Origin of the sequence: Paraburkholderia sp. SIMBA_053, from assembly GCF_046534895.1 — a bacterium.
Lineage (GTDB): Bacteria > Pseudomonadota > Gammaproteobacteria > Burkholderiales > Burkholderiaceae > Paraburkholderia > Paraburkholderia caledonica.
Window position 1 is genome coordinate 500,957 of sequence record NZ_JAWRXU010000004.1, and the last position, 18,872, is coordinate 519,828.

Annotated in this window: 15 protein-coding genes; 9 read left to right on the forward strand and 6 right to left on the reverse strand. The window is 59.6% G+C overall.

What is annotated here, in order from left to right; genetic code table 11:
• Positions 1 to 68: 68 nt before the first annotated feature.
• Genes ligK through SB753_RS17310 form a run of 3 tightly spaced genes read right to left on the reverse strand, consistent with a single transcriptional unit; the run spans position 69 to position 2,677 of the window.
• Positions 69 to 752 carry a 4-carboxy-4-hydroxy-2-oxoadipate aldolase/oxaloacetate decarboxylase gene (gene ligK, locus SB753_RS17300; RefSeq protein WP_410800961.1) on the reverse strand — a complete coding sequence of 228 codons (684 nt, stop codon included), beginning with the start codon at positions 750 to 752 and terminating at the stop codon, positions 69 to 71.
• Between the two features lie 2 nt (positions 753 to 754).
• Positions 755 to 1,780 carry an amidohydrolase family protein gene (locus SB753_RS17305; RefSeq protein ID WP_408485483.1) on the reverse strand — a complete coding sequence of 342 codons (1,026 nt, stop codon included), beginning with the start codon at positions 1,778 to 1,780 and terminating at the stop codon, positions 755 to 757.
• A 51-nt stretch (positions 1,781 to 1,831) separates the two neighbouring features.
• Positions 1,832 to 2,677 (reverse strand): IclR family transcriptional regulator, encoded by an 846-nt coding sequence (locus tag SB753_RS17310; RefSeq protein ID WP_410800963.1) that lies wholly within the window; start codon positions 2,675 to 2,677, stop codon positions 1,832 to 1,834.
• A gap of 210 nt (positions 2,678 to 2,887) precedes the next feature.
• On the opposite strand from SB753_RS17310, the gene araD reads away from it, so the two are divergent.
• From araD to cyoD, 8 genes are all read left to right on the forward strand, one after another.
• Positions 2,888 to 4,678 (forward strand): L-arabinonate dehydratase, encoded by a 1,791-nt coding sequence (gene araD / locus SB753_RS17315; protein WP_310069554.1) that lies wholly within the window; start codon positions 2,888 to 2,890, stop codon positions 4,676 to 4,678.
• A gap of 18 nt (positions 4,679 to 4,696) precedes the next feature.
• Positions 4,697 to 5,431, forward strand: coding sequence for a ribonuclease activity regulator RraA (locus SB753_RS17320; RefSeq protein WP_020068470.1), 735 nt, complete (start codon positions 4,697 to 4,699; stop codon positions 5,429 to 5,431).
• 88 nt (positions 5,432 to 5,519) lie between these two features.
• Positions 5,520 to 6,848, forward strand: a complete 1,329-nt coding sequence (locus SB753_RS17325) for an MFS transporter (protein WP_410800965.1) — start codon at positions 5,520 to 5,522, stop codon at positions 6,846 to 6,848.
• Positions 6,849 to 6,980: 132 nt separating this feature from the next.
• On the forward strand, positions 6,981 to 8,054 hold the full coding sequence (locus SB753_RS17330) for a LacI family DNA-binding transcriptional regulator (RefSeq protein ID WP_410800967.1): 1,074 nt from the start codon (positions 6,981 to 6,983) through the stop codon (positions 8,052 to 8,054).
• 349 nt (positions 8,055 to 8,403) lie between these two features.
• Positions 8,404 to 9,297: a ubiquinol oxidase subunit II gene (gene cyoA / locus SB753_RS17335; RefSeq protein WP_088175372.1), complete on the forward strand. Its 894-nt coding sequence runs from the start codon at positions 8,404 to 8,406 to the stop codon at positions 9,295 to 9,297.
• A 3-nt stretch (positions 9,298 to 9,300) separates the two neighbouring features.
• A complete protein-coding gene (gene cyoB, locus SB753_RS17340; protein WP_410800969.1) occupies positions 9,301 to 11,316 on the forward strand; it encodes a cytochrome o ubiquinol oxidase subunit I in 2,016 nt (671 codons plus the stop codon).
• Between the two features lie 3 nt (positions 11,317 to 11,319).
• Positions 11,320 to 11,928: a cytochrome o ubiquinol oxidase subunit III gene (gene cyoC / locus SB753_RS17345; protein WP_410800971.1), complete on the forward strand. Its 609-nt coding sequence runs from the start codon at positions 11,320 to 11,322 to the stop codon at positions 11,926 to 11,928.
• Positions 11,929 to 12,261, forward strand: coding sequence for a cytochrome o ubiquinol oxidase subunit IV (gene cyoD, locus SB753_RS17350; protein WP_087754341.1), 333 nt, complete (start codon positions 11,929 to 11,931; stop codon positions 12,259 to 12,261). It begins immediately after the preceding gene.
• 64 nt (positions 12,262 to 12,325) lie between these two features.
• Here the strand turns inward: cyoD and SB753_RS17355 are convergent, their stop codons facing one another.
• Positions 12,326 to 13,330 (reverse strand): hypothetical protein, encoded by a 1,005-nt coding sequence (locus SB753_RS17355; RefSeq protein ID WP_410800973.1) that lies wholly within the window; start codon positions 13,328 to 13,330, stop codon positions 12,326 to 12,328.
• A gap of 1,594 nt (positions 13,331 to 14,924) precedes the next feature.
• Between SB753_RS17355 and SB753_RS17360 the strand changes: the two genes are divergently transcribed.
• Positions 14,925 to 16,247 carry a hypothetical protein gene (locus SB753_RS17360; protein WP_027804709.1) on the forward strand — a complete coding sequence of 441 codons (1,323 nt, stop codon included), beginning with the start codon at positions 14,925 to 14,927 and terminating at the stop codon, positions 16,245 to 16,247.
• A 125-nt stretch (positions 16,248 to 16,372) separates the two neighbouring features.
• Here SB753_RS17360 and SB753_RS17365 read toward each other — a convergent pair whose 3' ends face one another.
• Entirely contained in the window at positions 16,373 to 17,395 is a 1,023-nt protein-coding gene (locus SB753_RS17365; RefSeq protein ID WP_204522849.1) for an ATP-grasp fold amidoligase family protein, read from the reverse strand.
• Between the two features lie 104 nt (positions 17,396 to 17,499).
• The gene (locus SB753_RS17370) at positions 17,500 to 18,381 is read right to left on the reverse strand and encodes a GlxA family transcriptional regulator (RefSeq protein WP_020068480.1); all 882 of its coding nucleotides are present in this window, start codon (positions 18,379 to 18,381) and stop codon (positions 17,500 to 17,502) included.
• Positions 18,382 to 18,872: the final 491 nt, after the last annotated feature.

Below are 18,872 nucleotides of genomic sequence, written 5' to 3' on the forward strand. Positions count from 1 at the left end.
AAAATACGTGGGAGCAAGAATTGACCGCTCCCTCGCCGCGTTGGGCCGGCGAAAGCCCAACGTCATACTCAGTCGACGTAGCGCAAACCCAACTGTTTCAACGGCTCGCGCATCTGATACATGTCGAGGCCGAGCACGCCCGAGGCAAGCTTTTCCCGCTTCTGCCCTTCGTTAGCCTCGCGTGCGGTGGCTTTATCGAGCGTGTCTTGTGCTTTCGCCGACGGCACCACGACCACGCCGTCCTGATCCGCGACGACCACGTCGCCCGGTGTGACGAGCGCGCCCGCGCAAATCACCGGAATGTTGACCGAGCCAAGCGTCGCCTTGATGGTGCCCTTCGCCGAGATCGCCTTGCTCCACACGGGAAAGCCCATTTCGGTAAGCACGCTCACGTCGCGCACGCCCGCATCGATGATGAGCGCCCGTGCGCCGCGTGCCTTGAAGCTCGTTGCCAGAAGGTCGCCGAAATAGCCGTCGGTGCAGTCGGCCGTGACGGCTGCCACTACGATGTCGCCGGGTTGAATCTGCTCGGCTGCAACGTGCATCATCCAGTTGTCGCCGGGATGCAGCAGCACCGTGACGGCGGTGCCGCTCACCGGCGCGCCTGCATAGATCGGGCGCATGTACGGCTTCATCAGACCCACGCGTCCCATGGCTTCGTGAACGGTGGCGCTGCCGAGAGCGCCGAGGCCGTCGGCGACGCTGCTGTCCGCACGCGCGATGTTGCGATAAACCACTCCGAGTTCGTACATGTTCAACGTCCTTGTGCTTTGAGTGCGGCATCGAGGCGCGGATAGACGCGCCGCGCGTTGCCTTCGTAGATCTGGTGGCGCTGTTCCGGATTCATGGCCGCTGCCTCGACGTAGCGCTTCGTGTCGTCGAAGTAGTGGCCCGTTTGCGGGTCGATGCCGCGCACCGCGCCGATCATCTCGCTCGCGAACAGAATGTTGTCGACGGGAATTACGTTCGTGAGCAGGTCGATGCCCGGCTGGTGATACACGCAGGTGTCGAAGAAAATGTTCTTGAGCAGATGCTCTTCGAGCAGCGGCTTCTTCATTTCCTGCGCGAGGCCGCGAAAGCGTCCCCAGTGGTACGGCACCGCGCCGCCGCCGTGGGGAATCACGAAACGCAACGTCGGGAAATCGCGGAACAGGTCCGATGTGAGGCACTGCATGAAAGCCGTGGTGTCCGCGTTCAGGTAGTGCGCGCCCGTGGTGTGAAAGCACGCGTTGCAGCTCGTGCTCACGTGGACCATCGCCGGGATGTCGTATTCGACCATCTTCTCGTAGATCGGATACCAGTAGCGATCGGAGAGCGGCGGGCTCGTCCAGTGGCCGCCTGACGGGTCAGGATTCAGATTGATCGCGACATTGCCGTACTGTTCGACGCACTTCACAAGTTCGGGAATGCAGGTGGCCACGTCCACGCCGGGACTCTGCGGCAGCATCGCGGCGGGAATGAAATGCTCGGGGAACAACTGGCTTACGCGATAGCACAGTTCGTTGCAGATCGCGGCCCACGTGCTCGACACGTCGAAGTTGCCGATGTGATGCGCCATGAAACTGGCGCGCGGGCTGAACACTGTGAGGTCGAGCCCGCGTTCGCGCATCAGGCGCAACTGGTTCGTCTCAATCGACTCGCGCAACTCGTCGTCGCTGATCTGCAACTCGGACGGCTTGGGCGCGTCGGTGGGGTTGCCCAGCGCGGCGATCTGGCGGTTACGCCACGCCTCGAGCGCTTTCGGCGCGGTCGTGTAATGACCGTGAATGTCGATGATCATCTATGTACTCCGAAATAAAATGCGGTATGACGGGATTTTTCGCGTGACTACCTAGGCCTTCTCGTTCGCCTGAGTCCGTCCCGAGGCGCCGGAATGCCCGTCGTCGAATGACTGTTGCTCAAGTGGCGCGTTTGCAGGGGCCGCGTCAAGTGAAGCCGCTTCGAGCAAAGGCTCGGGGTCGCCGCCTAGCGCCTTCGTCACGCGCGCCGCGAATTCCAGCAGGCGCGGGCGGTAGCGCTCCATTTGCTCCATGCCCATGCGCGCGGACGGCCCGACAATGCCGAGCGCGCCGACCAGTTCCTGACCGACGCGGAACACGGGGGCCGAGATGCCCGACGTTTCGCGATCGCGTTCGCCCATCGACAGATAGACGTAGCGGGAGCGGACCGTTTCGTACGGCTCGCCCGGTTCGCCTGCGAACGCAAGCAGCACGCGTCCGCCCGCGCCGCGTTCGAGCGGCTGAGTGTCGCCTTGCTGCACTTCCGCGCGAATCGAATGACGCGATGCGATGCGGTAGAGGCACACGCGGTGATCGCGCTCGCGCACATGAAACGAAACGGCCTCGCCGGTTTCCGCGCTGAGTTCCTTCATCGCGGGCAGCAGGACGTCGCGCAGATCGAAGCCGGCCTCGTAGACGGCGCTTAGATGTATTGCCGCGGACCCGATCCAGAAGCGGCCGTCGTCGCGGCGAATCAGAAGCTGGTGATGGCAAAGCGCCTGCGCAAGCCGCGAGAGGGTGCTCTTGTAGAGTCCCGTGCGCTCGGACAGCTGCGTTAGCGTGAGCGGTTCGTCGTCGCGGCGAAAGGCGAAGAGAATCGACGCCGCACGATCCAGAACGTCGATTCCACTGGCCGTGACGCCTTGCGGCGCGCGCACAGTTTCACTATTGCGAGGCATATGTCCGTCTCCGTTGGGTTCTATCAGATAGAACTGATACTCGTCCGATGGAACAATGCTATTCCGATCGCTTTTCGCCGTCAATCACTGAGCCGTGCGTCGTGTCGGTGATATCCCTGAGCGACAGGCGACGATGGTATCGCTACCATCGCATTCATCCCGAAAAGCTCCACCCGTCGGCAGTGCGTGTGGCGTGATGGTAGCGTTACCATGGAGACATCAGTGGCGAACCGCAAAACCTCGGAACAGCTGCGCAGCTATCGCTGGTATGGCGTCAACGACCTTCGGTCGTTCGGCCATCGGTCGCGCACTGCGCAAATGGGCTATCACGCGTCCGATTACATGGGCAAGCCGGTGATCGCCGTCGTCAACACGTGGAGCGAGATCAACTCGTGTCACACGCATTTCAAGCAACGCGTGGAGGAGGTCAAGCGCGGCATCTGGCAGGCCGGCGGCTTCCCGGTCGAGATGCCGGTCATGACGCTCGCCGAGCCGTTCCAGAAACCGACCACGATGCTGTACCGCAACTTCCTCGCGATGGAGACCGAGGAAATCCTGAAGTCGTATCCGTTCGACGGCTGCGTGCTGATGGGCGGCTGCGACAAGACCACGCCCGGCCTGTTGATGGGCGCAATCAGCATGAACCTGCCGTCGATCTTTCTGCCCGCCGGCCCGATGCTGCGAGGCAACTGGAACGGCCGCACGCTCGGCAGCGGGTCGGACACGTGGAAGTACTGGGCCGAATTGCGCGCGGGCAAGATCACGGAAGACGAGTGGAAGGGCATTGAGAGCGGCATCGCGCGCTCGCCTGGGCACTGCATGACGATGGGCACCGCGTCGACCATGACGAGCGCTGCCGAAGCACTCGGCCTTACGTTGCCCGGATTTTCGTCGATTCCCGCGGTCGATTCGCGGCATGCGCAGTTCGCGTCGCTAACGGGCCAGCGCATCGTCGAAATGGTGTGGACCGATGTGAAGCCGTCGGACATTCTCACCGCGAAATCATTCGATAACGCCGTGACCACCGTGCTGGCCATGTCGGGTTCGACCAACGCGATCGTGCATCTCGTGGCGGTCGCGCGCCGCGCCGGTATCGACCTGACGACGGCAAGGTTCGACGAGCTTTCGCGCATCACGCCGGTGATCGGCAATCTGCGCCCGTCGGGTCAGTATCTGATGGAAGACTTCTTCTATGCCGGCGGCCTGCGCGCGTTGCTGCTGGAACTCGGCGATCTGATCGACGGCTCGCAGATGACCGTCAACGGTTCGACCCTCGGCGAGAACATCGCGGGTGCTGAAATTTTCAATGACGACGTGATCCGCAAGCGCGGCAATCCTGTGGTGGCGAGCGACGGCCTCGCGGTATTGACCGGCAACCTTGCGCCGGACGGCGCCGTCATCAAGCCCGCGGCGATGGAGGCACATCTGCTGAATCATCGCGGCCGCGCCGTGGTGTTCAAGGACTACGCGGATATGGCGGCGCGCATCGACATGGAGGACCTCGACATCACCGCCGATTCGGTGATCGTGCTTCAGCACGCGGGTCCCGTCGGCGCGCCCGGCATGCCCGAATGGGGCCAACTGCCGATTCCGCAGAAGCTGTTGAAGCAGGGCGTGCGCGACATGGTGCGTATTTCCGACGCGCGCATGAGCGGCACCAGTTATGGCGCGTGTGTGTTGCATGTGGCGCCGGAGTCGTTTGTCGGCGGCCCGCTTGCTCTCGTGAAGGACGGCGACATGATCCAACTCGACGTGGCCGCGCGGCGTCTGCATCTGGAAGTGAGCGATGAAGAACTGAGTGCTCGCAAGGCCGCATGGCAGCCGCCGAAGCTTCCCTTCGAACGCGGCTTCGGCGTGATGCATCAACTGCATGTATTGCAGGCGAATAAGGGTTGCGATTTCGACTTTCTCGAAGAGCCGGTGAAAACAGCGGCCGCGCCAAGCGCGCCGACCACACACGATGCGCCGGGTGCGAAGAGCAGCGAACCCGAAATTCACTAATCAAACCGGAGCCCTGAGATGACCGCATCCGAAATCGTCGTGAGCGAAGCGACGCTCGAACAACTGAGACACGTGAGCACGGCCACGTTGACCACGCAACTCTTCAAGCGCGGTTTGCGCAACGTGTTTTTGCAAGGTGTCGCGCCGCTCGCCAAGCCGGCGCCAGGCACGCCGAATCTGGTGGGGCCCGCGTTCACGTTGCGCAATATCCCGGCGCGCGAAGACCTCGATCACGTCGGCGTGTTTCAGGACCCGGACCATCCGCAACGCAAGGCAGTCGAGACCGCGCCTGTCGGCAGCGTGCTCGTGCAGGACTGCCGCGGCGAGCGCTCGGTGGCGTCGGTGGGCTCGATTCTCGCGCTGCGCCTCGCTAAGCGCGGCGTCGCGGGCATGGTGTCGGACGGCCCGGTGCGCGATAGCGGGACCATCGCGGCATTGGGCTTGCCGATCTGGTGCGCGGGCGCGAGCGCGCCGCTGAATCTCGCGAAACATCATGCGGTCGATATGAATGTGCCGATTGCCTGTGGCGGCGTGCCGGTTTATCCGGGCGATATCGTCGTCGCGGATGTGGACGGCGTCGTTATCGTGCCGCGCGAGATGGCCGCCGATGTCGCGCGCGATGCGGCCGAGCAGGAACAGCTCGAGGCGTTCATCGCTCAACGGATCGACGAAGGCCGGCCGTTGCGCGGCACGTACCCGCCCAATGAAGAGACCATGGCCGCTTATGCGCAATGGCGCGCACAACGCCAATGAGCCGCTGCGACGCCTGAGTACACGTCATTCACGCTTGATCTATCGCAGGACACAGGTCCGCGCATCGAACGCGGCCGGAGGAGACGCTGTGAGCACCACGACACTGGCAATCGCCGAATCGCGCCTGATCAACCGCCTTGCGCTGCGCCTGATGCCGCTGCTGGGGCTGCTCTATCTGGTCGCTTATATCGACCGCTCCAATATCAGCTTTGCCAAGCTGCAAATGCTCGGAAGCCTCGGACTTTCCGAGGTTGCTTATGGGCTCGGCGCGTCGCTGTTCTTTATCGGCTACCTCATTTTCGAAGTGCCGAGCAACGTGATGCTGCACAAGTACGGCGCGCCGCGCTGGATGGCGCGCATCATGTTCACGTGGGGCGTCGTGACGATACTGCTCGCTTTCACGCAGAACGCCACGATGTTCTACGTGCTGCGCTTTCTGCTCGGCGCATCGGAAGCCGGTTTGTATCCTGGTGTGATCTATTACCTCACGCTGTGGTTTCCGGCGCGGCATCGTGTGCGTATGCTCGGCTATTTCACGGTGGGCAGCAGTCTCGGCAATATGGTCGGCGCGCCGATCTGCGGCTGGCTGCTCGACAAGGGCGGGATTGCAGGGCTGCATGGCTGGCAACTGGTGTTCATCGTCACGGGGCTGCCGTCGGTTCTATTGACGGTCGTCGTGCTGTACCTGCTGCCGTCGTCGCCGAAACAAGCGAAGTTTCTTTCCGCCGACGAGAAAGAGTGGCTCACGCACACGCTCGACGCCGAAAGCGCGCAGATCAAATCGGGCGTCGCGACGCACGGCTCGCTGCTCAGCGTGCTGACCGAGCCGCGCGTGATCGGCATGGCGCTCTACTACATGATGCTGTCCATCTCGGTTTACGGCGTGAGTTACTGGTTGCCGACGCTGGTGAAAGGCTTCGGCGTGAGTAATACGACGAACGGGCTGCTGAACATCATTCCATGGCTGATGGCGACCATCGTGCTCGCGTGGCTGCCTTCCAGGTTGCGCGGTGCCGGCAATCGCGCAATCGTCGCGATGCTGGTTTCGGCTCTGCTGGGTGTCGTGTGTTTTCTGAGCGCGGTGTTTCTGCCGACCAACACGCTGCGATTCATCGCGTTGTGCTTTGGCGCGCCGTGCATGTATCTGCTGATTCCGTGCTTCTGGACCTTGCCGCCCAAATTCCTGTTCGGCGCGCGTGCTGCAGCCGGCATCGCTGCGATCAATTCGCTCGGCAATATCGGCGGCTTCATCGCGCAGAATCTCGTGCCGTGGGTTCGGCAGACAACGGGCAGCGTGAAGGCGCCGATGCTGATTCCCGCGACCTGTCTGCTCGTGTTCGCCGTCATTACGCTGTTGATCTTGCGCCGCGAAAGAGGCGCACGCGGGGCGCAGCATGCTGTCCCCGTGACCGAGTAGGCTGTGCGACGACGCTTTGACATGCGGCGCGTCTGACCGAGCCGCGTTCGGGCAGCCGACATTTAGCGAAAGTCGGCGTGGTTCAGCCAGTTTAGAATACGGCGCGCGATCCATTAACTTCCGTCAGCACTCATGCCGAATCAGAAACCGCCCGCTGCCGCTGCCGCCGACGCCGATCTGCCCGACGCGGTGGCGCCCGCCAGACGCATGCGCGGCGGCCCGAAAGGCCTGCGAATCACCGACGTCGCGGCGCAAGCGGGTGTCTCCCCGATCACGGTATCGCGCGTCTTCAACAGTCCTGCGACGGTCGCGCCCGAAACACTCGAACGCGTGCGCCAGGTCGTGCAAAAGCTCGGCTATGTGCCGAACCGGCTTGCGGGCGGCTTGTCGTCGTCGCGCTCCCGGCTGATTGCCGCGATCGTGCCGACCATCGCCCACTCGCTGTTCTCGGAAACGATTCAGGTCTTCAGCGAGACGATGTCGCGCGCGGGCTACCAGGTGCTGCTCGCCTTGAGCGGCTACGACGATTCGAGTGAAGAGGCGTTGCTCGACGCAGTGCTGAGCCGGCGGCCCGAAGGCGTGCTGCTGACCGGCGTCGCGCACACCGACTCCTTGCGCGAGCGGCTTGCGAACGTCGGCATTCCGATCGTCGAAACATGGGACATGACGGATCAGCCTATCGACATGCTGGTCGGTTTCTCGCATTACCGGATCGGCGTCGCGGTGGCCGAGCACTTCCTGCAAAGGAACGTGCGCAAGCCCGGGCTCGTGTCGGCAAACGACCAACGGGCGCTCGCGCGTCGCCGTGGCTTTTGTGAGCGGCTCGCGCAGGGGGGCATTCGCGACATCGCAGAAGTACTCGTCGCGCCGCCTAGTTCGGTTGCACTCGGCAAGGCGGCATTGCCTCGGCTCGTCGAGCAGTCCCCCGATATCGACGCGGTCTTTTGCGGGTCGGACCTGCTCGCCATTGGAACGTTGAGCGCGGCCAGACAATTGGGACTAAGCGTGCCGTCGCAGCTCGCGATCTGCGGCTTCGGCGATCTGGAGTTCGCGACCGAGACGACGCCCGAGCTCACCTCCGTGCACGTCGACGGCACACGGATCGGGCTCACCGCGGCGCGCTGCCTGCTGGACCGGCTGGCCGGCACCGAGCAGAACAAAGTAACCGACGTGGGCTTCCAGATCGTGGAGCGCGCAACGACCTGATCCGGCTTCGGCAATATCTCCATCACGCCGTTGAATAAGCGGCGCCTGTCAGGCCGTCATGGCCTCTTTCCCTTGGTGTCTTTGCGATTGACGACGCGGCGAATCGAGCCGCCGCGGGCGCGTAATACTTGACGCAGATCAGAAATACATTCACTCGCGACTATTGCGCATGTGCATGCGCACGTGCATCGAATGCCGATGCGGACATTGTTTGATTTAGCTTGTCCGAGATCATGTTCCAGGCCGGTGGGCGCTCTTAAAATCCGACCGCGCATGAAGTAATTGGTCTGGTCTTCATGGCGATAACATTGTGTAGCGTTCCAGATCGGTCCATGGAAATCAGGCAGATATGGTGAATAAGAAAACCATTGAACGGGTGTTGGTACCCGTGGGGGCTGGACTCGTCGCGTGTCTTGCGGGGTGCAGCAATCTCGACGTGCTCGATCCAAAGGGCAGCGTGGGTGTGGCCGAAAAGTCGCTGATCAGTACGGCGACGATGGCCATGCTGATCGTCGTCGTGCCGGTGATCGTCATGATCCTGGTGTTTGCCTGGCGTTACCGCGCAAGCAACCGTAGCGCGACCTATGCACCAAAGTGGGCGCATTCCACCGCGATCGAAACGGTGGTGTGGACCGTTCCTACTCTGATTATTCTGTTCCTCGGAATTCTGACGTGGAATACCACGCACGAACTCGACCCATACCGGCCCATCGAATCGGCGGTCAAGCCGATCAAGGTCGAGGTCGTGGCGCTCGACTGGAAGTGGCTTTTCATCTACCCGGAACTCGGCGTTGCTTCGGTCAACCAGCTTGCGTTCCCCGTGGGTACACCGGTTGATTTCAAGGTCACATCCGATTCCGTGATGAATTCGTTTTTCATTCCGCAACTCGGAAGCCAGATCTACGCAATGGCGGGCATGCAGACGCAACTTCATCTGATAGCCGACCATGCCGGCGATTACGCCGGTATCTCCGCCAACTTCAGCGGTAAAGGTTTTTCCGACATGAAGTTCCGCGCGCTCGCCGTCACGCCCGCTCAGTTCGATGCGTGGGTGGAAAAAGTGAAGGCCTCGCCGCGCCGGCTCGATATGAACGAGTACAACTCGGTGGCGCAACCGAGCGAGAAGGAGCCGGTCGGCTATTTCTCGACGGTGGACCCGAAGGTCTTCACGAACATCATTGCAAAGTACAACAACGGCAATGTTCTCGATTTGCAGAACAGCAATTGCCGCACAAGGGGTTAGCATATGCTCGGAAATCTGACACTCTCCGCGATCCCGTTCGATCGGCCCATCATCATGGGGGCGGGCGCTCTCATGATCGTCATGGTGCTCGCCGTGGTCGCGACACTGACCCGGCTCCACAAATGGAAATGGCTCTGGCACGAGTGGCTGACTAGCGTCGATCACAAGAAGATCGGCGTCATGTATATCGTGGTCGCGGTGCTGATGCTCGTGCGCGGCTTCGTCGACGCGGTCATGATGCGTCTTCAGCTCGCTCTGGCGTATCACTCTCCAGGCTATCTTCCGCCGCACCATTACGATCAGATCTTTACGGCTCACGGCGTCATCATGATCTTTTTCATGGCAATGGCGCTGATGGTCGGCCTGTTCAATCTGGTGGTGCCGCTGCAGATCGGAGCGCGCGATGTCGCGTTTCCATTCCTCAATTCGCTCAGTTTCTGGATGACCGCGATTAGCGCGATCCTGATGAATCTGTCGCTCGTGATCGGCGAATTCGCGCAGGTCGGCTGGCTCGCGTATCCGCCATTGTCGGAGTTGAAATTCAGTCCGGGCGTCGGGGTGGACTACTACATATGGAGTTTGCAACTGTCAGGTGTGGGCACACTGATTACGGCCATCAACTTCTTCGTGACGATTGTGCGGATGCGCGCGCCCGGCATGACGCTGATGAAAATGCCGGTGTTCACGTGGACGGCGCTCTGTTCGAACGTGCTGATCATGGCCACGTTCCCGATTCTCACGGTGGCCTTGGCGCTGCTCGGGCTCGACCGCTACATGGGCATGCACTTCTTCACGAACGAAGCAGGCGGCAACGCAATGCTGTACCTGAATCTGATCTGGGCATGGGGCCACCCCGAGGTCTACATTCTGGTGTTGCCCGCATTCGGCATTTATTCGGAAGTCATTGCCACCTTTTCGAAGAAGCCGTTGTTCGGCTACCGGACGATGGTCTATGCAACGTGCGCAATCATGGTCCTCGCGTTTCTCGTCTGGCTGCATCACTTCTTCACGATGGGCTCGGGTGCGGACGTCAATGCATTCTTCGGCATTATGACAATGGTCATTGCCATTCCAACCGGTGTGAAGATCTTCAACTGGCTGTTCACGATCTACCGCGGGCGACTCGAGTTTTCCGCGCCTGTGTTGTGGACGATCGGTTTCATGATCACTTTCACTATCGGCGGCATGACCGGTGTGATGATGGCGATTCCCGGCGCGGACTTCGTGCTGCATAACAGCCTCTTTCTGATTGCACACTTTCACAACGCGATCATTGGCGGCGTGGTTTTCGGCTACCTCGCAGGGTTCCACTACTGGTTCCCGAAAGCGTTCGGTTTCAAGCTGAACGAGAAGCTCGGCAAGTGCGCGTTCTGGTGCTGGTTCGTGGGCTTCTATGCTTCGTTCATGCCGCTCTACGTGCTGGGCTTCATGGGTGTGACTCGACGTCTGAACCACTACGACAACCCGGCGTGGCATCCGTGGATGATTGCCGCTGCATGCGGAGTAGCTCTGATCGCGGTCGGCGTGGTTTTCCAGGTAGCGCAAGTATGGGTCAGCGTGGCGAACCGCAATAAACCCGAGTACCGCGACGTAACGGGCGACCCCTGGAACGGCCGTACTCTCGAATGGGCGACCGCGTCGCCGCCGCCGGTCTATAACTTCGCCATCATTCCGACGGTGCGCGAACTCGACGCATACGCTCACATGAAGGAGACGACAAGCGGACTCGCGAAAGCGCCGGCCAATCAGGCATATCAGGACATTCACATGCCGTCCAATACCAGTGCAGGGTTGCTCATCGGTTTGTTCAGTCTCGTGCTTGGCTTTGCCGGCGTCTGGCACATCACCTGGCTCGCTGTCGCGGCACTGCTGGCTATTGTGGCCACGCTGATTGCACGCAGCTTTGGCGACAACGACGGCTATTACATCTCCGCCGACACCGTGCGGGAAATCGAAAGTAAGCGTGGCCCTGCGGCCGCTGCGGTGCAGAGCCGCGAATTCGAAGCTGTGGAGGCCTGATCGATGTCGCAGAAAACAATCTCCGTGACGCACCACGGCGCACACGATGACCACGGTTCGTCGGATACGGTGTTCGGCTTCTGGCTGTATCTGATGACCGACTGCGTGCTGTTCGCATCGCTATTCGCCGTGTTTGCGGTTATGTCGCATCAGTTCGCGGGCGGCCCGTCGGGCAAGGATCTGTTCGACATCGGCGGCGTCGCGGTGGAGACTGCCGCGCTGCTGTTGAGCAGCATCAGCTACGGCTTCGCCATGCTAGGCGCCCGGCGCGGTAAGTCCGCCTCCGTCCTGGGCTGGCTTGCGGTGACCTTCGTGCTCGGTCTTGCGTTTCTCTTTCTGGAAATGCGCGAGTTCTCGCACCTGATCGCCGAAGGCGCAGGACCTTCCCGCAGTGCGTTTCTGTCGTCGTTCTTCACGCTGGTGGGCACGCACGGACTGCACGTTACGGTGGGCCTCGTATGGATGGCGGTGCTGGCCGTGCAGATCATGCGGAGTCCGAAAATGTCGGAACGCCAGATCACGCGTCTCACGTGCCTAAGTCTTTTTTGGCATTTCCTCGACATCGTGTGGATCTGCGTCTTTTCCTTTGTCTACCTCGGGAGCGTGCTGTAAATGGCTCATATGCAATCAGTTCCGGCGCAGCACGGCAACGGCAGCATGCGCGGCTATGTTGGCGGATTCCTGCTGTCCGTGGTGTTGACCGCCGCTGCCTTCGGGCTCGTAATGCGCGGCACTTTCCCGGCGCAGACGGCAATGATCGCGTTATCGATTCTCGCCTTCGTGCAGATCGTCGTGCACCTGGTGTTTTTCCTGCACATCGACATGTCGGCCGGACAACGCTGGAACGTCATGGCGCTCGGTTATACGGCATTAGCCGCATTGTTCCTGATCGGCGGCACGATGTGGGTCATGCATAACGTCAGCATGAACATGATGTCGCGGTAGTCCGTCGGGATTGCGCATCCATGTATGAAGCGGCCTGGCTTCGCTGACTGCTTCGTACAAGCCCTCAAAACCGCACGCCGATACCGCCCTCGATCAGATCCGTATCGCGGTTGTAACGAGTCACTATGCGGTTCCAGCTGACACGAGCGAGCCAGCGAGATCCGAAGCGATAGCTCGCCGACACGGCGAAGAGCGCCGATACGCGACCGTCGCCCGTGCGGTCTTGCGGGACGTTGTCGGTCTGCTTGATCGCGACGTACGGACCAACGCCGGCCGACAATGCGAGGCGGTCGCCAAAGAATGCGCGAGTAGCCCACAGTTGCGCCGCTACACCGTCGCGGCGCGATTGAATATGCCCGCCTTCGTGGATGTATGACGCGCTCACGTCGACATAGCGCCACAATCCCCGCCGATATTCAAGACTTCCTGCGCTGCTCGATTCCGACTCGTTGCTGTTGAGGATCGTTCTGCCAAACAGGATGGTGAGTTCATTACCGGTGACATTCGACGTCCGCGACACCGGCCGTTGACGCGGCCCCGGCTCACCCGACGCCTCGAGTTGATAACCGACGCCGAACATTAACGCGGTGGTGTCCGGGCCGCCGAACGCATGCACGTAGTTCAATTGCGCCTGGGCGATCCAGCGTCGGTCGAAGTAGTAGGCGGCGCGCAGACTCCCCAATACGCCCCAGCCGTGAGTGTTTGAATAGTCGCCTCCGGCGCTCGCCGCGGTCGTGTCGAAGTACCGGTATGGCCCGGCGCCCGCCGACAGCTCGAGCCGGTCGTTCCATAACGGCAGGCGTCCCCACGCCTGGAGTGCCTGTCCGTCGCGATGATGGTTGGGCAGATGGCCTTCGTTGAGCCATGAAAAACTCCATGCCGCGTATCGTCCCAAGCCCTCGCGATAATTGGCGCTCCATGAATAGGTATTCGTGCCCGCACTAAAGAGCGGTCCGGCCAGCAGCGAGAATTCCTGTGCGTGCGCGTGCGGCGACAGGCCCGCCAGGGCGCTGAACAGAATCGCCGACAACGGAGCAAGGTGATGCTTGCGGTATCGATTCGCGGACACTATCCGATAGTCAGCAGAGTACTTACAAGGAAGGTAGCTTGTGATCAGCCGCGGTGCAAGGAGAAATGGTCGCGGCGATCGAGGTGTCCGGTCTCATCCGCTCCGGACGCTCAACACTACCGCTGCGTGATGGCCCTCTACGTGTGGTGGCGCACTCAAAGACAGGCCTCGTGTAGTGCTCGTCTGCCATTCATTGCAGAGCTTTAGCCGCGTGCTGTCGGCTGTGTCGCAAGGCTTCGCGCTGCATTGTCGTGGCTTGTGAAATCTTCTGCGAGATTTATCTCGGCGGGCAAGTTGGCTCTTGTTGGCTTGTAGCCGAGTAGTTGCTGCGTCTGACGGCTGGTTGCGCGCACATTCAATTTCGCGAACTTGGCGAACCGGCTAACGTGTCTTGTCTGGCTACTCTTTCTGGGTCGTGCTCGCCACCAGCATGTTCACGCGCCAGCCTGTGCGCTCTGCAATGTCGTTGAACGGCGGGCCAGCGGACGAGCCCGGCCTTTATATGCAGCGTGCTTTCCCCTGCACAAAGTTCGCGAGGCGCGGTACAGCGCCTGGGCTGACATCGCCGTGGTGTCTACACGCTGTTTACACGTGACGATGCGCTAAAGATCAGCGCGATTTCGAAAAGGTCAGGGCAGGGATCGTCATGATTTGATTTCGCGCGGATCAGTGTCCGAGATTAAAACTAGACGCTTGATGAATTAATCTGGATTACTACTGCGTTAAATCTAAATCGCGGCGCGGTGACTGGACATCGGGGATATTTTGGCTGCGTCAGATCCTTCGTAAAGTGAGTCGCCACACCTCCCGGCTAAGCATTGCCTTGGGCGGCCGTTTCGTCCCGAGCGCCCGGAAATCAAAGCGGAATAGCGTAAACCACGAGAAAGGAAATTTCTTACGAAGATTGAAAGAGGAAATTTCCATCCGTGTGCAAACCGAACCATGATGTTCTTCGGGCTGTAATCGTCTGATTTAAGAACAAATTTCCCGTCTCTCTCGCGTCGCTCGGTTGATTGGGAAAGTATTACTGCAAGGAAGATGGAAAACGAAACTTCTTACCGGGGTCAGCTTGCCCGACGTGCTATCCATCTAATCTTCCGATCATCATCAGAAAGCAGAAATTTTTGCGAAATGCGAAGTTCACGGAAAGGATCGTGCTTTTTGGCCGAAAACGACTATTTTCCGTGTGACCTACCCGACATAAGCGGGTACGATTTACCCCTGTCGCGGCATGGAAGCGAACAACTTTCCGAGCAATGCAGTCAGTTGCGTTCTCCTGGTTAAACGTTTGCGCGGCAATGCGACGTGTTCCAGCGGCGAATGTGCCGCAGGGTCGTTCCAGATGGTTCATTAAGTATCGCGGCGTCGAGCGCATCGCGATAGGCGCAGCTTTGTCTGTTTGCCTGAGCATGTTAGTCCACGTTGTCTTTGGCAATGTGATTGCAATTACAGCGGTTGCTGGCGATATGACACGTCATTCTGGATCGTTAAGCACAACGAATTAATAAGAGCTGTTAAAAACAACTCTGCTGAACTTCAAAAACTCATCTTCGGCTTTTTTATCGAGACTTTCTCGACAGTGGGAAAAACAAACATGGTAAAACGACGACAATTTCTTGGAGGCCTGACGGCCCTTGCCGGTAGCTATCTTTTGAGCGCCTGTGGTGGCGGCGGTGAAGACGGCGGCGCGAGTCTGGCAGCCAAGGCTTCCGCAAGCCCAACGGCGAAAGCTGCCGCTGCATCCGCGAACGGAACGGTCATCCCTTCGGCCTCTTCTATCACCGACAGCTCCGGCGACGTATGGACGCTCGCCAACGGTGTGATCTACAGAAACGGCTCTACCGTTGGCAATACGTACAACGTGTCGCTTGTGCTCTGGTATGGCGGCAAGATCTGGCATTGCGGCACCGCCGGTCAGTTCTTCGTGAACGCGGATGTCGCAGAGCAATGGCTCCCTTGCAGCGATCCGCGCATCGACGTGGCTCCTGTTCCAGGAAGCTTTTACGGCATGAATGGCCACTATGACTATACGTACACGCCTGAGAAGGTCGTGTCGATGCTGAAGGCCATGAATTGCACGAGCTACCGCGTTGGCGTATCCGACGATCCGAGGCAATTGAATGCTGTAGTCAAGCTCGCGCAGGCTTTCCAGTCGGCAGGACTCACGCTGCTCGTGTTGATCGACGAGGGTGTATATGACGCAAGCGGCGCTGTGATCGGAAGTGAATCGACCGCGTATAGCCGCGGTTACTCCGTCGGCTCGACTGTCGCGAATGCGTTGAAGCCCTACGGCGTGACGATCTACGAATGCGGTAACGAGTTGACGCGCCAAGACGCGACCGTGATGGACTTCACCTACGCCGGCTCAAAGGCGAGTGACTTCAACAATGCGAACTGGCCTGTCATGCGCGGCGTCATGCGCGGAATGATCGACGGTGTGAAGTCGGTGCAGTCGTCCGCGAAGTGCGGCATCAATTTCTGCGTTGCAGACGTCGGTGCGGCCGACGCACTATGGGACGGCAGGCAACCCGACGGCAGCGGTGGTCATCCGCAGGTACGTTGGGACATTACGACCTGGCACAATTACGAAGTCTATGGTGACCTGTTCAACATCGGGACCGACGGCGCAGGTCCGGGCTTCGACCTTGCAACGTACTGCAAGGCCCGCTATGGCGTGCCGCTTATCGTCACTGAATGGAACGCAGGTCCGGAGCGCTCGGAGAGCTACCGCGGAAATTACATCTCGGACAGGCTTGCCGCATTCTACGGCGCACGAAAGACGCACAACATTCAGTCGGTCATGTACTACGTGCTGGATAGCGGGAACAACACCTACGGCATCATGATCAACGGCACACCGATAGACGCGCCGTACAACGCATTCACCAGCTTTACGTCGAGTCACGCCGACACCTGAGCGCGCTTTTGCCGCTTAACGGTTAATGAACCTCGCTCCCGCCTGCTTGCAGGATGGGGCCGGGTTCATTTTGCATTTGATGGCTACTAAGTGGTCCGTGCTGGGACAGTTGCGACTGTCCGACATCAGCGGCAGAACGTGTCCGGAACCAATCTTCCCCAGTCGTAATCGGTGCTATCCGGCGTGAAGGGCAGAACACCTGCTCCCGGCGTAAACGTTAGTTCACCAAAGTACACATGGTTATCCGGTGCATACAGATCCACGCGAACATAGTCGAAGTCTTCACAGAGCTTCGTGGCCGCTTGCAGAATGGCATCGAGGTTCTCGGGGCGGGGTGCCGGCACCGGACTGCGTTTGTAATAGCCGATTGCTATGTCGAGATGGTTCCAATCGACGTCGTACACATCACCTCTTGTGTTCCCGCCAAATCTGTCGGAAATCACCAGGATGTAGATGATCGGTCGTCCGCTACGCCCGCCGAAGCAGTGAAGTTTGTAGTCGGCGGGAATGTTGCCGCTACTGTCGAGTAACAACTGCTCGAAGAAGATGCGTGGCTTGATCTTGCGGTAGTGCCTTTCACGAGCAATCTTGTAGAAGTCGAGCGACAGCCAGTAGTTTGCAAGGTCCCGCAACTGTTCGAATGAAGTTGCCGACTTGTTTTTGACAACCTCCACATAGCTACTGCCGTGATTTGCCTTCATGACGAACGCATTCGGCAGAGCATCGAAGACTTCTTGCGTGAAAGCGTCGGGGACGGAAAGCAACGGAATAACGTGCTTCTCGCCCAGCTTTTTCGCTACGTACTCACGGACTGTGAGCTTGTCGGTCAACTCGACGAACCATGGATCCGGCCGCAAGTTCTTCTGCAGGATCTTTTCGTTGAAGGTGGTGGGCCGACGCAGGTTCGGGTAGCGGCCAATCTCCTTGTGATGCAGCAGACTAAGAAACAAGGGCGCCGGCAGCATCGATTTGGCCGCCTCCTTGAGTCTTCTAACGCTCGATTGTCTGCGCGGTTGCGCTGGCTTTGCGGCGTCGTGCGAGAGCAGCCAGTCGTCGGGTACGTCATCTTCCGACATGTCGGCTTTCCTGCCCCGCAGGGTAGATGTACCGGCTTCGTTGGAGAACCGCGCAGATTTGGTGGTTGTCATTTTCTGTTCCATATCTGATAGCTTGGCGACGCGCGATTCGCGCGCAAAGCCGGGCGGCGCGGTCTCTCAACCGCGCGCCGCCTGGCTGTGTTGATGCCGGACCCTCAGTCGTCGATTGCGACGCATCGCTCTGCCACTTCCAGGCGCTGCTGCGCGCGGAATTGAGTGGGAGACATGCCGTAGCGTTCCTTGAATAGGCGGCCCAGGCGATTGCCGTCGCCCATTCCGCACCGCCGGGCAATCTTGTCTACCGGCAGATCGGTGTTGCGCAGCATCGCACGAACAACTTCAAAACGCGTGCGCAGCAGGTATTCGAGCGGAGTCATGCCGAACTCGAATTTGAAACGGCGCTGATAGTTTCGTTTGCTCATGGCCGCGCACTCCGCAGCCTTGGCCACGGAGATAGGATTGCTGTAGTTCTCCTTGATCCAACGCGCAGATTCGCGAATCTTCTCTGTCGTGGTGGTAATGCTCGCATCGTCCAGTTCGAATTTGTCTGACTCGACGTAGGTCGTTTGCAGCATGTCGGCAATCTTTCGGGCGATCTCGGTACTGAGGTCGCGTTCGATCTGCGCAAGGGCGAGGTCTGTCGGCGTGGCACTGCTGGTCCGCGTCGTCGTCGGAGCGTCGTCGAATACGAAGATCGGCACTGTGGAATGCATCGGGTCCTTGCAAATGACGACCATGTTGGCGCCTTGCTGGATATCGAACGATGCAATAGAGCCTTGACGGGCTATCCATGAGAGCAGACGGTCGTTGGATTCCAACGCCCTCGCCGCGTCGCGACAGGCGACGAACAACGCGTGGAATTCGCCGAGCCGATGGCGCTCGATACTTTGGGTCCAGATCGATATGCCAGACGAACTGGTTACGAGCCCGCCGCTTTCAGAAAGTACTGAAAGCGAATAGGGAGACCCGGGTGCTGTGTCTTCTGACAATTCGTTTGCCAGACGGAATGCGTCGCCGATAGATCCAGCAGTCGCCATGGAGCATTCCTGGGACACTAAGAGCCCAATGTGTTTAGCTGCTTTCCGTGTTGCAGCCTTTGGACTGGTCCGGTGCGCATCAATGTACGACCTGAGAAAATCGGTGGAAGTCGTCACGCTTAGTTCTCCAAACAGGGTGAATCACTGCCTACGTGTCGAGATTAGCGTACTCAAATGACCCTGGCGATGGTGGCCGGTAATCGATGGTGTTTTGGCGCAATTCGGAGGATTGGAGAAATACTTACCTTGCGCGCCTGAATAAAGGCATACGAAAGCCTGTCCGAGTCAGCAACAATTGCTGGAACGAACGAATGCGCGTTTGCAGGGCAAAAGAGCGGTCTTTGCCTTCAAAGCCCCGTGGGAGAAGGCTTACGGGGTATTACATGCCAGCAGCGCCGGATCGGCCCCGTGAGAAGAGACACAAATGGCGCATAACGCTGAATGCGCAGACCGGTATCACTCTGTTACATCCATTGCAGATAGCTACAACA

What these genes read in the sequence shown, in the direction of transcription:
- araD (WP_310069554.1), top strand. Translation starts at nt 2,888, where the DNA reads ATGGAGACATCAGTGGCGAACCGCAAAACCTCGGAACAGCTGCGCAGC.
- cyoB (WP_410800969.1), top strand. Translation starts at nt 9,301, where the DNA reads ATGCTCGGAAATCTGACACTCTCCGCGATCCCGTTCGATCGGCCCATC.
- cyoA (WP_088175372.1), top strand. Translation starts at nt 8,404, where the DNA reads ATGGTGAATAAGAAAACCATTGAACGGGTGTTGGTACCCGTGGGGGCT.
- cyoC (WP_410800971.1), top strand. Translation starts at nt 11,320, where the DNA reads ATGTCGCAGAAAACAATCTCCGTGACGCACCACGGCGCACACGATGAC.
- SB753_RS17305 (WP_408485483.1), bottom strand. Translation starts at nt 1,780, where the DNA reads ATGATCATCGACATTCACGGTCATTACACGACCGCGCCGAAAGCGCTC.
- cyoD (WP_087754341.1), top strand. Translation starts at nt 11,929, where the DNA reads ATGGCTCATATGCAATCAGTTCCGGCGCAGCACGGCAACGGCAGCATG.
- ligK (WP_410800961.1), bottom strand. Translation starts at nt 752, where the DNA reads ATGTACGAACTCGGAGTGGTTTATCGCAACATCGCGCGTGCGGACAGC.
- SB753_RS17330 (WP_410800967.1), top strand. Translation starts at nt 6,981, where the DNA reads ATGCCGAATCAGAAACCGCCCGCTGCCGCTGCCGCCGACGCCGATCTG.
- SB753_RS17310 (WP_410800963.1), bottom strand. Translation starts at nt 2,677, where the DNA reads ATGCCTCGCAATAGTGAAACTGTGCGCGCGCCGCAAGGCGTCACGGCC.
- SB753_RS17320 (WP_020068470.1), top strand. Translation starts at nt 4,697, where the DNA reads ATGACCGCATCCGAAATCGTCGTGAGCGAAGCGACGCTCGAACAACTG.
- SB753_RS17370 (WP_020068480.1), bottom strand. Translation starts at nt 18,381, where the DNA reads ATGGCGACTGCTGGATCTATCGGCGACGCATTCCGTCTGGCAAACGAA.
- SB753_RS17360 (WP_027804709.1), top strand. Translation starts at nt 14,925, where the DNA reads ATGGTAAAACGACGACAATTTCTTGGAGGCCTGACGGCCCTTGCCGGT.
- SB753_RS17365 (WP_204522849.1), bottom strand. Translation starts at nt 17,395, where the DNA reads ATGACAACCACCAAATCTGCGCGGTTCTCCAACGAAGCCGGTACATCT.